General features: G+C 71.3%; 9 protein-coding genes. 5 read left to right on the top strand and 4 right to left on the bottom strand.

All coding sequences use genetic code 11. The features are described 5' to 3' along the window. Nucleotides 1-14 precede the first annotated feature (14 nt). Nucleotides 15-1,643, bottom strand: a complete 1,629-nt coding sequence (locus ACWD10_RS16190; RefSeq protein WP_451091263.1) for a carboxylesterase/lipase family protein — start codon at nt 1,641-1,643, stop codon at nt 15-17. A 101-nt stretch (nt 1,644-1,744) separates the two neighbouring features. On the opposite strand from ACWD10_RS16190, the gene ACWD10_RS16185 reads away from it, so the two are divergent. The 3 genes from ACWD10_RS16185 (at nt 1,745) to ACWD10_RS16175 (ending at nt 6,214) form a co-directional block, all read left to right on the top strand. Further along, nucleotides 1,745-2,296, top strand: a complete 552-nt coding sequence (locus tag ACWD10_RS16185) for a PadR family transcriptional regulator (RefSeq protein WP_451091261.1) — start codon at nt 1,745-1,747, stop codon at nt 2,294-2,296. A 204-nt stretch (nt 2,297-2,500) separates the two neighbouring features. Continuing rightward, nucleotides 2,501-4,669 carry a WD40/YVTN/BNR-like repeat-containing protein gene (locus ACWD10_RS16180; protein WP_451091259.1) on the top strand — a complete coding sequence of 723 codons (2,169 nt, stop codon included), beginning with the start codon at nt 2,501-2,503 and terminating at the stop codon, nt 4,667-4,669. A 159-nt stretch (nt 4,670-4,828) separates the two neighbouring features. After that, a complete protein-coding gene (locus ACWD10_RS16175) occupies nt 4,829-6,214 on the top strand; it encodes an outer membrane protein assembly factor BamB family protein (RefSeq protein WP_451091257.1) in 1,386 nt (461 codons plus the stop codon). A gap of 66 nt (nt 6,215-6,280) precedes the next feature. On the opposite strand, the gene ACWD10_RS16170 is transcribed toward ACWD10_RS16175, so the two are convergent. Beyond that, nucleotides 6,281-8,224 carry an NAD-binding protein gene (locus ACWD10_RS16170; protein ID WP_451091422.1) on the bottom strand — a complete coding sequence of 648 codons (1,944 nt, stop codon included), beginning with the start codon at nt 8,222-8,224 and terminating at the stop codon, nt 6,281-6,283. 123 nt (nt 8,225-8,347) lie between these two features. Then, complete coding sequence (locus ACWD10_RS16165) at nt 8,348-9,805, bottom strand: cytochrome P450 (protein WP_451091255.1); 1,458 nt, start codon at nt 9,803-9,805, stop codon at nt 8,348-8,350. A gap of 120 nt (nt 9,806-9,925) precedes the next feature. Between ACWD10_RS16165 and ACWD10_RS16160 the strand changes: the two genes are divergently transcribed. Then, on the top strand, nt 9,926-10,591 hold the full coding sequence (locus tag ACWD10_RS16160; protein ID WP_451091253.1) for a TetR/AcrR family transcriptional regulator: 666 nt from the start codon (nt 9,926-9,928) through the stop codon (nt 10,589-10,591). Between the two features lie 681 nt (nt 10,592-11,272). Here ACWD10_RS16160 and ACWD10_RS16155 read toward each other — a convergent pair. Continuing rightward, nucleotides 11,273-12,286 carry a slipin family protein gene (locus ACWD10_RS16155; protein WP_451091251.1) on the bottom strand — a complete coding sequence of 338 codons (1,014 nt, stop codon included), beginning with the start codon at nt 12,284-12,286 and terminating at the stop codon, nt 11,273-11,275. 299 nt (nt 12,287-12,585) lie between these two features. Here ACWD10_RS16155 and ACWD10_RS16150 point away from each other — a divergent pair, with 299 nt between their 5' ends. Then, complete coding sequence (locus tag ACWD10_RS16150; protein ID WP_451091249.1) at nt 12,586-13,791, top strand: D-alanyl-D-alanine carboxypeptidase family protein; 1,206 nt, start codon at nt 12,586-12,588, stop codon at nt 13,789-13,791. The last annotated feature ends 6 nt before the right edge of the window (nt 13,792-13,797 follow it).

Below are 13,797 nucleotides of genomic sequence, written 5' to 3'. Positions count from 1 at the left end.
ACCGTCGTAGCCGGTCAGTTCGCCGCCGCGTTCCACAGGTCGCAGTGGTGGGCCTCGTCGAGCCCGTCCGTCGATGTGTTGCCGCCCGCCGACGCGGTGCGCAGTTGCAGCACCGCACCCGGCCGTGCCCCCTGCTCGGGCATCGGCTCCTGGCCGGTGGCGCGGGGGACGGTGCCGTGGAGGAAGGAGCCCCAGTAGGCCGTCATCCGGGCGGAGAGCGCCCGCTGTTCGGGGTTGAGGTCCGCCGCCCGGCCGTACGGCTTGAACAGGTAGTTCAGCTCGGCCGCGTGCGTGGCGCCGAAGTCGAAGTCGGCGTCCTGCGGCAGCGAGGCGAACAGCGGCGAGGTGCGGTCCGCGAACTCGTAGGCGTACACCCGGCCGCGCCCGGCCAGGAGCGGGTTGACCCGCAGCGCCGGGCAGGCGAAGAGCTGGTCGCCGAACGCGGCGGCGTAGGCGTAGCCCGGCCGGTCGTAGGCGGCGAGCGGGTAGCGGTCCTCGGCCGCCTCGCCCGTCTCCTCACCGAAGGCGTCGGCGAGTGCTCGCGGGTACGCCTCGGCGGTCAGCGGCTTGCCCCAGCGGTCGAAGGTGTCGTACGCGAAGACCAGGCCCTCGTTGCTGTTGGCGCCGTTCATCACGGGCACCCGGGAGGCGCGCCCGGAGGCGAACGCCGCGGCGGGCTGCTCCGGGAGCGCGTCGCCGCCGACGGTGTAGCCCCAGGTCGCGGTGGTGCCGCCGAAGCGCTGCTGCGCGTCGAGGAGCTCCTTGGCGGACTTGCCGCGCAGGCAGTCCGCCGCTCGCGCCGGTTCGGTGCAGCCGAGTTCGGCGGCGAAGCGGAGGCCGGTGTCGACGGCCCGGTCACGGGGCGTCCCGGCGCAGTCCCGGTAGGTGCCGCTCTGCATGATGGCCGCCCGGTAGAGGCCGCGGCTGCCGGGGGACGCCAGCTGGGCGCAGACGGCGCCGCCGCCCGCGGACTCCCCGGCGAGAGTGACGCGGTCCCGGTCGCCGCCGAAGCGGCCGATGTTGGCCCGTACCCAGCGCAGTGCCTGCTGCTGGTCGAGGAGCGCGAAGTTGCCCGTGGTGCCGGGCAGGGTGAGGAAACCGAAGGCGCCCAGGCGGTAGTTGAGGCTCACGACGACGGTGCCGGTGCGGCGGGCGAAGGCGCCCGGGTCGATGTCGCGGGCCATGCCGCCGATGTTGGCGCCGCCGTGGATCCACACCATGACCGGCTGCTTGGCGGTGCTCCGGCGGGGGTCGGGGTCCGGCGTATAGACGTTGACGTCGAGGCAGTCCTCGGTCGTGCGCTGCTCCTCGTGGCCCGGGGCCCAGTAGGTGTTCTGCGCACAGCCGTTGCCGTATGCGGTGGCGTCCTTGACGCCGTCCCAGGGGGCGGCGGGGCTCGGCGGCTGCCATCGGCGGTCGCCGGTGGGCGGCGCGGCGTACGGGATGCCGAGGAACCGGCCGCCGTCGGCGGTGGTCTCGCCGCGCACCCAGCCGTTGTGGGTACGGACGAGTGTGTGCCCGGACGGTGCCCCGTCGTCGGCCGCGGCGGGCGTGGGGGCGACGGCCACCGCGGCGAGCGCGCAGGACAGCCAGGCCACCAGGGCCCGGCCGAGTCGGCGCCTAGGTGGCGCGGAGCGGGACATAGGGTCTCCTCGGACCGGGGGTATGGCTGGGGGGCGGCGCGATCATAGGTGCCGCGTGCCATAGGTGACTAGTGCCATATGCCGACGGAGGCGGTGGGGAGATGAAGTTCGAGCACGTGCTGCTCGGATTCGTGGCGATGCGGCCTTGTACGGGATACGACCTCAAGCGCTGGCTGGACAGCGAGATGGGGCGCATGATCCGGCTGCGCAGTCAACAGAGCCAGATCTACCGGACGTTGGCCCGCATGACCGCCGACGGCTGGGTGACCTGCACGGTGCAGCGCAATGTGGGGCGCCCGGACGCCAAGGTCCACCGCGTGACGCCCGCGGGCGAGCGGGCCCTGCGCGAGCGGCTGACCGAACCGTACGAGCCGTCCGCGGACTTCGGCGACCCCGAGTTCCTGATCCGGTACACCTTCTCCATCTTCCTGACCGACGACGAGCGCGTGGACCTCGTACGGACCGAACTGGCGGCGCGGCGGGCTCAGGTGGAGCGGTTCCGGGCCCGGGAGGTCCGCGCGGAGCCGTGGCTGCCGGGCGTGGACCCGCAGCGGATGGTGCGGATCCTGGACCACGTGCACGACTACAAGGGACGGGCGCTCCAGACGCATGTGGCGTGGCTGGAGGAGGTCCTGAGCGAGCTCACAGCGTAGGGCTACTGCAAGCCCACACCCTCTCAACTCGCCCTCCACAAAGGCCGCTTCGCCCTCTTCTGCTGCCGCGCTCCTCTCTCGTACCGTCAGGCCCGTCCATTGATATGGCCATGACCAAGAAGAGGGGTCCCTGTGCTCAGACCTTCTGCGGCCAGACCTTCCGCACCCAGACGCAGACTGCTCCACCTTGTCCTCGCGCCCCTCGTGGGCCTCACCCTGCTCACCGGCCCGGCCGACGCCGCGCCGTCGCCTCCGGACGAGTACCGGCCGGTGCGCGGGCCCGCCGCCCCGGCCGAGTACCGCTACAAGCAGAAGGCGCTGCCGGGCGACTCGCTGCCCCGGCACGCGCACGCCGATGCCGCCGAGCAGGCGCGCCAACTGCCCGTCGCGGGCGGCGAGTGGAAGGCGGTCGGGCCCACCAACATCGGCGGCCGGATCGTCTCGCTCGCCCTCGACCCGAAGCGCGCCGACACCCTGTACGCGGCCGCGGCCAGCGGCGGCATCTGGCGCAGCACCGACGCCGGGAAGACCTTCCAGGCGGCCTGGCCGGACGACGCGACCCAGGCGATGGGCGCGGTCGCGGCGAGCCCCGACGGCACCCTGTTCGCGGGCACCGGCGAGCCCAACCCCGGTGGCGGCAGCATCACGTACGAGGGCACCGGCCTGTACCGGTCGACGGACGGCGGCAAGAGCTGGAAGCCGAGCGGCCTTCGGGACTCGGGGGCGATCAGCGCCATCACCGTCGACCCCGACAACCCGAAGCGGGTGTACGTGGCCGCGGCCGGTTCGCTCTACAACGGCGGCGGCGACCGGGGCGTGTACCGCTCCGAGGACGGCGGCAAGTCCTGGGAGCGGATCCTGGAAGGCGCCAATGAATTCACCGGCGCCACCGAGATCTTCGTGCAGGACGAGCGGCTCTACGCGGTCCTGTGGGACCACCGCCGCACCCCCGAGCGGCGCACCTACGGCGGCGTCGGCTCCGGCGTGTTCCGCAGCGACGACGACGGCAAGAGCTGGCAGCGGCTCGGCGGCGGGCTGCCCGAGGCGGGCCCGGACGTGGGGCGGATCGGGCTCACGGTCGCGGGCGAGCGGGTCTACGCCCTGGTGAACACCACCGACGGGCCCTTCGAGGGGTTCTACGCCTCGGACGACAGCGGCGACACCTTCCGGAAGACTCCGGCGGACGATCAACTCAAGGGCTCCCAGTCCTCGTTCGGCTGGTGGTTCGGGAAGATCTGGGCCGACCCGGCCGACTCCACCCATCTGCACGCGGCCGGTGTGCCGTTGATGACGTCGAAGGACGCCGGGGCCACCTGGACGTACGACGACACCTCGATCCATGTCGACCAGCACGCGATGGTCTGGGATCCGCGCAAGCCGGGCCGGGTGTACCTGGGCAACGACGGCGGCGTGTACCGCTCGGACACGAACGGCGACGGCGGCTGGGTCAAGGCCGAACACCAGCCGTACACCCAGCTCTACAGCGCGGCCATCACCCCGCAGGATCCGTCCCGGATCTCCGGCGGCGCGCAGGACAACGGCTCGATCCGCTCCTGGGGCGGCGAGCGGTTCAACGAGTATCTGGGCGGCGACGGGGAGGAGAACCTGATCGACCCGACCGACTCGGACAAGGTGATCGCCTGCTACCAGTACGGCAATTGCTACCGCTCCTCGGACGGCGGCGACACCCTGACGTACTTCGCGGACAGGACGACGTACAAGCGCCGCAACTGGTTCACGCCCGTGGTGCACGACCCCAACGACCCGAAGGTGCTCTACTACGGCGCCGAGGTGGTCAACCGCTCCACGGACGGCGGCAAGACGTGGAAGGCGATCAGCCCGGATCTCTCCGGCGGGCCCGGCGATGACCCGAACTACCCTAATTACGGGACGGTTTCGTCGATCGCGCCCGCGGCCGACGGCTCCACGATCTACGCAGGGACGGACGACGGCCGGGTCTGGGTCACCGAGGACGGCGGCAAGAACTGGACCAAGCTCGCCGAGGGGCGGCCCTGGGTGACCCGCGTCGTGGTGGACCCGTCCGACCCGCAGCGGGTGTACTCCACCCACTCCGGCTACCGCTCCGGCTCCCCGCTCGCCCATGTGTACGGCTCCACCGACGGCGGGCGCACCTGGCAGGACCTGTCCGGGAACCTGCCGGACGCGCCGGTCAACGACCTGGTGGTCGGGGCGGGTTCGGAGCTGATCGTGGGCACCGACCAGGGCGTGTTCCGCTCCCCCTCGGGTGGCGACAGCTGGCAGCGGTTCGGGCGCGGCCTGCCCGCCGTGCCGGTCGACGACATCGAATACGACCCGTCGCGCGCCCGGCTGCTCGCGGCGACCTTCGGGCGCGGCTTCTACGAACTGAGCTGAATTCCCGTACCCATTTAAATGTCCTCCGGTTCAGTTCAAATGAACCACCGGACAGGGATGCGGAATTTGGCGTTCAATCGATTCCCCGCAAAGATTCGAAAGCGAGGTAGTCAAACCCGGCCGCTTACGGTCCGGGAACTGAACCCTGAGGAGAATTCGATGACTCTGCGCTCCGCCCTGCCCGCCCGCCGGCAACGGCGCCGGCTGACCGGTGTGGCCCTGATCGGCGCGGCCACCCTGGCGCTCAGCGCCTGCGGCGGCACCGAAAAGGGCACCGACAGCGGGCAGGGTGGCGGCGCCGAGGACACCGCCGCCCAGGCGAAGGTCCTCGCCAAGGTCCCCATGGCCAAAGTGAGCGAATTGACCGGCGCCATGGGCATGTGGACGACCGACAAGAGTTTCGTGAAGACGGATCTGAAAAAACTCACCGGCTATCCGCTCGCCGGAGGAAAAGCACAGTGGGAGATACCGCTCACCGGTGAGGTCTGCTGGTCCTCGCAGCAGCCCACCGAGGACGGCCTGATAGCCGTGGTGTTCCAGAACGACAAGGAGGACACCCCCACCTGCACCGAGGTCGGCCTCGTCGACCTGAACAAGGGCAAGCTCGTCTGGACGAAGCAGTCCAAGGACGAGGACGGCTTCACGGCCGACTTCAGCGAGGTGACCATCAGCGGTGGCACGGTCGCCGCGGGGGGCGGCAGCGGCACCGCGGCCTGGAGCCTCGACGGCAAGCCGCTGTGGAGCCAGGGGTACGGCGACAAGTGCCCCGACATCGGCTACGCGGGCAACGCCGAGAAGATGGTCGCCATCCGCAACTGCGGCGAGACCGACGCCCCGAAGCTCCAGGTGCAGACGGTCGACCCGCGCAACCGCACCGCCAAGTCCAGCCTCGCGCTGCCGCAGGGCACCGAGTACGCCCATGTCGTCTCGGTCGACCCGCTGGTGGTCGCGGTCGACGACGGTAATTCCGGGGGCGGCTCCGGCACCTCCGAGTTCCTGTCCATCGACGACTCCGCCGCGCAGGGCAAGGTGCTCGGCCGGATCAGCAACAAGGGCGGCAAGTACGGCAAGTACGAGTCGGAGTGCGCGCCCACCACCGTGAACGGCTGCAAGCAGCTCGCGGTCAGCAAGAAGGCGGGCACCCTGTACCTGCCGACGATCAAGCCGAGCGGTTCGGAGGGCGAGAACGACATCGTCGCCTTCGACCTCAAGACCGGTCAGCAGACGGGCCGCATCGCGGGTGCCGACGAGGGCCAGCTCCTGCCGATCGGGCTCGACGACGACGGCAATGTGATGGCGTACCAGGAGAGCGACATCATGTCGGAGTCCGGCGGCGCGGTGTGGCAGATCGACCCCTCGGTCAAGAAGAAGACCAAGGTGCTGCAGAACCCGTCCTCGTCGTACGAGATGGAGTCCCGCTTCGAGACCGACCGCCGGATGCTCTTCGCGAACGACCGGCTGTACCTCGGCGCCGACCACGTCTCCGAGCCGTCGACCATCTACAAGACGCCGCAGCCGCTGGCGGTCGTCTTCGGCACCAAGTGAGCCGTACGAGTAACAGGCGCCCGGTGAGCGGCGCCGACTGAGCGCACCCGGCCGGGGCGACGGCGGTCAGCCCCGGCCGGGTGCTCCGACATCCCGGCGCGGAGCACGGCCGAGGAGTTCGGCCACGCCACGGCGGGTGGCCGCGATCACCACCCGGTCCTGCGCCCGCAGTTCGTAGTCGGGGGGCAGATCCCAGACCAGGCCCGGCTCCTTGTTCTCCGTGTTCTCTTCATGCCCCTCGTACGACGACGGGTTCGCGGCCAGGTCGGGCACCCGGTCGTCCGGGGCCTGGACGTCGAGCGCGACCACCCGCCACGCCCCGGGCCGGAAGGTCTCCGCGATGGTCCGGCCCTCCAGCTCCGGGTGGCCCGCGACCTCGATCACGGCGAACACCAGGACCCGGCGCTCGACCGGGATCGCCCCCAGGATCTGCCGCCCCATCATCGCCCCCGCGAAGGCCGGTGCGGCCAGGGTGCTCACGCTGCGGCTGCGGGTCAGCGCGTGCGGGTGCGCGGCGCGCAGGGTGCGGTAGACGGCGGTGGCGAACTCGTCGTCGTACAGGCGAAGGGCCACGCGTAGATCGGACTTGACCGAGCGGGCGTAGAGCGCGGCCTCCAGATTGGTGCTGTCCGCGCTGGTGAGGGCGAGCAGCGAGTGCGCGCGATGGATCTTCGCGGCCTCCAGGACGCCCTCCTGGGTGGCGTCGCCGAGCACCACCGGCACCCCGAAGCGCCGCGCGAGCGGCACACCCCGCGCCTCGGGGTCCTCCTCCACACACACCACCGGAATGTCCAGCTCCCGCAGGCGGCCCAGGACCCGGGTGCCGATCTTGCCGAGCCCGAGCAGCACCACATGCCCCGACAGACCGCGCGGCGGACGGCGCAGCGACGAGGCCGTACGAAAGGTGCCGAGCGCCTCCAGGACGGCGGCGAGCAGCACCGGCATCAGGAGCAACCCGGCGAATCCGGAGAGGAGTTGCAGGATCTGCCGTCCGGGCCGCTCGTCGATCGCGGGATCGTTGATGGCGAACAGGTCGAGCAGCGACAGATACACCGCGTGCAGCGGGGGTTCGTCGCTGATCACCCAGGACGCCACGGCGAGGGCGATCACCGCGGCCGCGAGCCCGGCGAGGGACCAGCGCAGGCGGCGCGAGAACAGCTCGCCCAGCGGGGCGCCACCGATGGAGAGGCGCCGCCTCGGGGACAGTGCGGGCCCCGAGTAGGAGATGGCCTCCAGGGTGACGGTGCCGCGCCCGGCGGCCGCGGCCACGTCGGCGTCGTCCGGGAGCAGTTGGGGCCCGTCGCCGCTGTCCTCCGAGCCCTCGGCGCCGCCGGGGTCGCTGCTCGTGGAGGAGAGCAGCGCGAGGGCGCACAGGTAGTCGTGCGGGAGTCGGCCGCTCCGTGGCGGGGTGCGTTCCACGGCGCGCAGGAGGAGGCCGTCGGCCTGGATGACCTTGCTGGTGCCCGCGACGGCGGTGGCGGCCAGGGCCGGGGCGGCGGTGTCGGCGTCGGAGAGCACGGTCGTGGAGGCGTCGAGCGCGGCCGCGTCGATGCCCGGCAGGGCCAACTCGGCGGCCTGGTCGAGGAGTTCCTCCAGGTGCTGGCCGAGCTTGCGGTTGTAGAGCCGGATGACCAGGCGCAGGCGCGGGTTGAGGCGGCGGGCGACGAGCGCGGCCCGGATGTTCGTCTCGTCGTCGTCATGGACCAGGGCAAGGGCCGTGGCCTGCTCCACCCCGGCCTCGGTGAGCGCCTCGTCGCCCGGCTCCGCCGCCTCGATCACCCGCTCCAGGGACGGAGTCGCCTCCTCGCCGCTCCCGTTGCTCTGACCGCGGCCCATCGCCGCGGTCACCCGGCCGAGCAGCGAGGTGGCCCGGGCCCTGCCGGACAGCGGCATCCGCGGGCTGCCGTGTCTTCCGGCGGGCGGTACGACGAGGGTCACCCGGGCGCCGTACACCTCACGCAGCTCGGTGGCCAGGCGGTGGGCGAGGGCGTCGTCCCCGCACACAACCATGCGGTGGGCGGGGCCGGTTGGCTGGATCTGCTGCGGCACGTTCGACACGAAGGGGAAGAGTGCCCTACGTCACCGCACGGTTCCAAACGAACGGACCGCTCGACACATGTCGGCCACGCTCGTTCAGCCCCTGCGGCGCAGCGTCAGCCGCAGGCCCTCCGGCATCAGCGTCAGGCGTTCCACGACGCGCAGCCGGTAGCCGGGCTCGGGCCGCAGGTCGTAGCGGCGAAGGAGCAGGCCGAGCACCAACGTGGCCTCGTGCAGCGCGAATTGCCGCCCGATGCAGGCCCGCGCCCCGGTGCCGAAGGGCTTGAAGACATGGGCGGGCCGGGCCCGTACCGCCGCGGGCGTGAACCGGTCCGGGTCGAAGTCCTCGGGGCGCTCGCCCCACGCCGCCGGGTCGCGGTGCAGCATCATCGTCAGGACGAGCGCCCACGCCCCACGGCGCATCGGGTGGACGCCGCCGAGCACGGTGTCCTCGCGGGCCTCGCGCGCGAACGCGGGCGCCGTGGGCCACAGGCGCAGCGTCTCGTCGAGCACCCGCCGTACGTAGCGGAGCTTGGCGACCTGCTCGTAGCCGGGCTCGTCCACCGCGCCCCACACCTCGTCCACCTCGGCCTGCGCGCGGGCCAGGACCTCGGGTTCGCGGGCGAGATGGTGCAGCGCGAACGACAGGGCGCCGGAGGTGGTTTCGTGCCCGGCGACGAGGAAAGTGAGGACCTGCCTCCGGATGTTCTCGGCCGAAAGCCGCTCCCCCGTCTCGGGGTGCGCCACCCGCAGCATCCGGTCGAGCAGGTCGCGGTGGCCCGCGTCTTCGGCCGTGGTGGTCGCCCGGCGGTCGCGTACGAGGTCGTCCACGGTCCGGTTCAGATACGCCATGTCCGCGGCGTTGCGCCGCTTCGCCTCGCGCAGCACCAGCGTCGCGAGCCCCGGCGGTGTGGCGTTCAGGCGCTGGGCGTAGGTCAGCGTTCCCACCATGGCGGTGACGAAGGGGTGGAGCCGCGTGCGCTCGAACGAGCCGAAGTCATGGCCGAATCCGGTGCGTGCGATGGTCTCCAGGGTCAGCTTCGTCATGTCCCCGGGCACGTCCACCGGCCGCCCGGCCGCCGCCTGCGCGTCCCACCGGTCGGTCAGTTGGCGGGCCACGTCGAGCATCAGCGGGTGGTATCCGGCCATCGCCTCGCGGCTGAATCCGGGGGCCAGAATGTCGTGCGCCAGCTGCCAGTTGGGCTCGTGGTTGTACGCCGTGAACAGTCCGTCGCCCGCGATCGGCCGGAGATTCGCGACGCCGAGCCCGACGTGTTTGGCGAACCGTGCCTCGTCCGCCATCTCGGCCGCGAGCGCCGCGCCCCAGACGAAGACGACCTCCCGCCCGAAACCCTTGCGCCGGAACACCGGGCCGAGGGTGCGGGCGATCCGCATCGAATCCTGGATCGGCGTACGGACGCTTGCGCCGAGCACATCGCCGAGCAGCGGAATCCGGTGCGGTGGATGCGGGATGCGGTGGAGCTCGGGCCAGCCGAGCTCCGCGCTGCGGAAGCCCCGTTGCGGCACCGGCGGCACCGCCTGCGTCTGCGTCATGACGCCATCTCCCTCGTGCGGCAGGCAGGTTGGGCTCACTCACGCCTGTTGTTATACGTCGATTCAATAGCCTCGTCAGTGTGCTGCCGCTATTGAACTCGCGTCAAGTAAGGTGCGCGCATGGCCGCGAAGGAGCACAGCGAGGAGCCCACGGCGAACCGGGGAGAGCGGGTGAAACAGGAGATACCGGAAGCGCGGAGCCGGCGCCGCCGGATGAGCACCGAGGAGCGCCGCGAGCAGCTCCTCACCGTCGGGGCGCGGCTGTTCGCGGAGGATCCCTACGACGACGTATGGGTGGAGCGGGTCGCCGAGATCGCGGGAGTGTCCCGCGGACTCCTGTACCACTACTACCCGACGAAGCGGGAGTTCTTCGCCGCCGTCGTGCGGCGGGAGAGCGAGCGGATGCTGCGGCTCACGGCCGCCGTGCCGGGCGTGCCGCTGCGCGAGCAGCTCGGCGCGGGCCTGGACACGTTCCTCGAGTACGTCGAGACGCACGCGGCCGGCTTCCGGGCCTTCCACCGGGCCGAGGCCGCGGGCGACCCCGCGGCCCGCCGCGTGTATCAGGACGGTCTGGCCGCGCAGGAACGGCAGATCCTGGCGGCGCTCGCGGCGGACCCTGAGGTCGCGGGCACCCTGCTCGAGCCGTCGGCGCTGCGGCTCGCGGTGCGCGGTTGGCTGGCCTTTCTCGTCGCCGTCTGTCTGGAGTGGCTGGAGGAGCCCGCGCTGTCCCGGCGAGAGGTACGGGAGTTGTGTGCGCGGGCCCTCCTCGGGGCGATCACGCCATAGGCATCCACGCCTTCGCGGTCCCCCTCACCTGGGTCGGGCAGATGCACTGCACCCGTCCGCAGTGCGGACAGACCGGAACCAGCGCCTCCCCCTGTGCGCGCACTTGTATGCGCGCCCATGCCCTTGCCTCTTCGGCTGTGCTGCATGTCATCGATGTCATGGACGCAATCTGCTCCACAAAGGTCAAAGTTCCGTGAGAATCAAGTGAAGATCGAATCTCAGGTCTCTTTGAGACTTCTCCGCTACGAATGACGGTGTGACCGTGACCGATACCGATGTCCCCCGCACAACAGTGCGCGTTGTGGGCGACGAACTCAATATCTGAGACCTCCTTCTCACCGCCGCCGCCCCTCCTCGGCTTCGACGTACGCACCGCGGCATCCGGTTTCAAGACACCACGGTCCGCGGAACGGGCAGGCCCGGGCACTTCGTCCGCACCGCGCTGACCTCGTGGTTGGGCGGCGACGGCTACGTGAGCGAGCCTTTCTGCCCGGCGGAACGGCCCCGCCGAACAGGACGATGCGGCGGCGTACCCAAAGTACGGACGGCGCACGACGATCCGCCCGGGGCGATACGGTCCCACGCTACGCCGAGCTCAGCGCGGGGAGGACGCACATGTCGTGCACCGGGCAGGCACAGCGTGAGGGGGACGTGAACGGCCGGGCGTGGCCGGGCAGTTCACTACGGAAGCCGATCGGTGGGCGGGAGCTCCCCGAGCGACTCCTCAAGGGACTGCTCAGTGGACTCCGATGACGCTTCGGACTCCAATGCCGCTTCCACCCGCCGCCGCTCCTCCGGCGTGAGCGAGGCTTCCAGATCCAGCTGCTCGTCCCTCGGGGACGCTTCCACCGCCGGCTCCTCGTCCGCCTCCGAGGGTTCGACCGCGGGCTCCTTCCCGGCCGCCTCGTGCGGGTGCAGGGCCTCTTCCTGGACCTCCGCCGCCCGCTCCAGGAACCTGAGCAGCTCCACCGGGAAGGGCAGGACCAGCGTGGAGTTCTTCTCCGCCGCGACCGCCACGACGGTCTGCAGCAGACGCAGCTGGAGCGCGGCCGGCTCGTGCCCCAGTCGGTGCGCGGCCTCGGCCAGCTTCTTCGACGCCTGGAGCTCCGCGTCCGCGTTGATCATGCGGGCCCGCCGCTCACGAACCGCCTCTGCCTGCCGCGCCATCGAGCGCTTCATGGTCTCCGGCAGCGATACGTCCTTGATCTCCACCCGGTCGACGTGCACACCCCACCCGACCGCCGGGCTGTCGATCATCAACTCCAGGCCCTGATTGAGCTTTTCGCGGTTCGACAACAGATCGTCCAGCTCACTCTTACCGATGATCGACCGCAGCGAGGTCTGCGCCATCTGCGACACCGCGAACCGGTAGTCCTCGACGCGTACGAGCGCGCTGGCGGCGTCCACGACCTTGAAGTAGACGACCGCGTCGACCCGCACGGTCACGTTGTCCCGGGTGATGCCTTCCTGCGCGGGCACCGGCATGGTCACGATCTGCAGATTGACCTTATGGAGCCGGTCGATGATCGGCACGATCATGGTGAACCCGGGCATCCGCAGCTGGTCACGGAGCCTGCCGAGGCGGAACACGACGCCGCGCTCGTACTGCTTGACCACCTTGGCCGCCGCCGCCACGTAGACGACCCCGGCGGACAGGGCTCCTATCCCCGCGGTGACGAGCTCTTCGACCGCCATGGCGACACCCCCTAGGGATTGCGTCGTCGCCTATTACCACCATATGCCCAGGTCTGTACGAGGTCGAGGCTTCCGTTTCACGAACCGTTACCGGAGGTTGACACTGAGAATGCCTCCACAGGCATGCCACAAGGGCACCTCCGCGCCTCACCCGGCCGGTGACCGACGGGCGATGCCGACGGCGATCCCACGGACACACAACCGGCGGCTTCGCAACCGGGGCGGAGCATGAGGGTGTTGTCCGGCGGGGACCGGCCCGGGGTCACCGTGGCCGGGGCGGTGGATTCTAGATTTTCTGAATGGCCATCAGATCAATTGCCCGGTCCCTGATGGGGCCCTCCGCCTCCGCACTCGCCTGCGCGCTCGCCACGCTGCCGGTGCTGCTCGCGCCCGCCGTCGCGGCCCCGTCGGCCCGGGGCGCGGCCCGGGTCGTGACCGAGCCGACGCCGCCCCGCCCGGCGGTTGCGCCCGCCGCGCTCCTGCACCAGGACGGCACCCACGTACGACCGAAGCCGGGTGCGCCGAAGCCGCCGCGCGGGGTGTCGGCGCGGTCCTGGCTGGTCGCGGACGCCGGTAACGGCGACGTCCTGGGCGCCCGCAACGCCCACCTCAAGCTGCCCCCGGCCAGCACCATCAAGACGCTCTTCGCGCTCACCGCGCTGCCCAAGCACGCCGCCGCGGACCGGCACCGGGTCACCGAGGCCGAACTGAAGGGGATCGGCGAGGGCAGCAGCCTCGTCGGCGTATCGCCGGGGCACAGCTACCGCGTAGCGGACCTGTGGCGCGGCGTGTTCCTCAGCTCGGGCAACGACGCGGTGCGCGTCCTCGCGGCGATGAACGGCGGCTGGAAGGCCACCGCCCGGCAGATGGAGGCGAAGGCGCGCGAGCTGGGCGCCCGGGACACGAAGGTGGTGTCGCCGGACGGCTACGACGCCCCGGGTCAGGTCTCCTCCGCGTTCGACCTGGCGGTCTTCGGACATGCGGGCCTCAAGCACCCGGACTTCCGGCGGTACTCCTCGACCGCGTCCGCCCGGTTCCCGTCCGATGGCGCGACGTACGACATCCACAACACCAACCGGCTGCTCACCGGGGCGGACGGCGTAGAACGCTACCCGGGGATCATCGGCATCAAGAACGGCTACACCAGCGGCGCCGGACACACCCTCGTCGCGGCGGCGGAGCGGGCCGGGCGCACCCTGGTCGTCTCGGTGATGAACCCGCAGAAGGGCGGCGGTCAGGCGGTGTACGAGGAGGCCAGGAAACTGCTCGACTGGGGCTTCGAGGCGGCGGGCCGGGTGCGTCCGGTCGGCTCGCTCGTGCCACCGCAGCCGCAGGCGACCGCGGGCGCGGGACCGGACGTGGCCCAGGCAGCCACCGCCCACTCGGACCGCGCGCCCTGGGCCGTGGCGGGCGGCGCCGCGGCCGCCGGTGCGCTCGCCCTGGCCGTGGGCGCGTTCGCCCTCTTCCGCCGCCGCTCGCGGGCCCGACGCTACTGGGGGGTCTGACGAGCT

The sequence above is a fragment of the Streptomyces sp. NPDC002851 genome (assembly GCF_053591935.1).
Note: the sequence above shows the minus strand (reverse complement) of the source record. Positions and strands in the feature narration are given on the sequence as shown.

What these genes read in the sequence shown, in the direction of transcription:
- ACWD10_RS16190 (WP_451091263.1), bottom strand. Translation starts at nt 1,643, where the DNA reads ATGTCCCGCTCCGCGCCACCTAGGCGCCGACTCGGCCGGGCCCTGGTG.
- ACWD10_RS16185 (WP_451091261.1), top strand. Translation starts at nt 1,745, where the DNA reads ATGAAGTTCGAGCACGTGCTGCTCGGATTCGTGGCGATGCGGCCTTGT.
- ACWD10_RS16175 (WP_451091257.1), top strand. Translation starts at nt 4,829, where the DNA reads ATGACTCTGCGCTCCGCCCTGCCCGCCCGCCGGCAACGGCGCCGGCTG.
- ACWD10_RS16170 (WP_451091422.1), bottom strand. Translation starts at nt 8,224, where the DNA reads ATGGTTGTGTGCGGGGACGACGCCCTCGCCCACCGCCTGGCCACCGAG.
- ACWD10_RS16165 (WP_451091255.1), bottom strand. Translation starts at nt 9,805, where the DNA reads ATGACGCAGACGCAGGCGGTGCCGCCGGTGCCGCAACGGGGCTTCCGC.
- ACWD10_RS16160 (WP_451091253.1), top strand. Translation starts at nt 9,926, where the DNA reads ATGGCCGCGAAGGAGCACAGCGAGGAGCCCACGGCGAACCGGGGAGAG.
- ACWD10_RS16155 (WP_451091251.1), bottom strand. Translation starts at nt 12,286, where the DNA reads ATGGCGGTCGAAGAGCTCGTCACCGCGGGGATAGGAGCCCTGTCCGCC.
- ACWD10_RS16150 (WP_451091249.1), top strand. Translation starts at nt 12,586, where the DNA reads ATGGCCATCAGATCAATTGCCCGGTCCCTGATGGGGCCCTCCGCCTCC.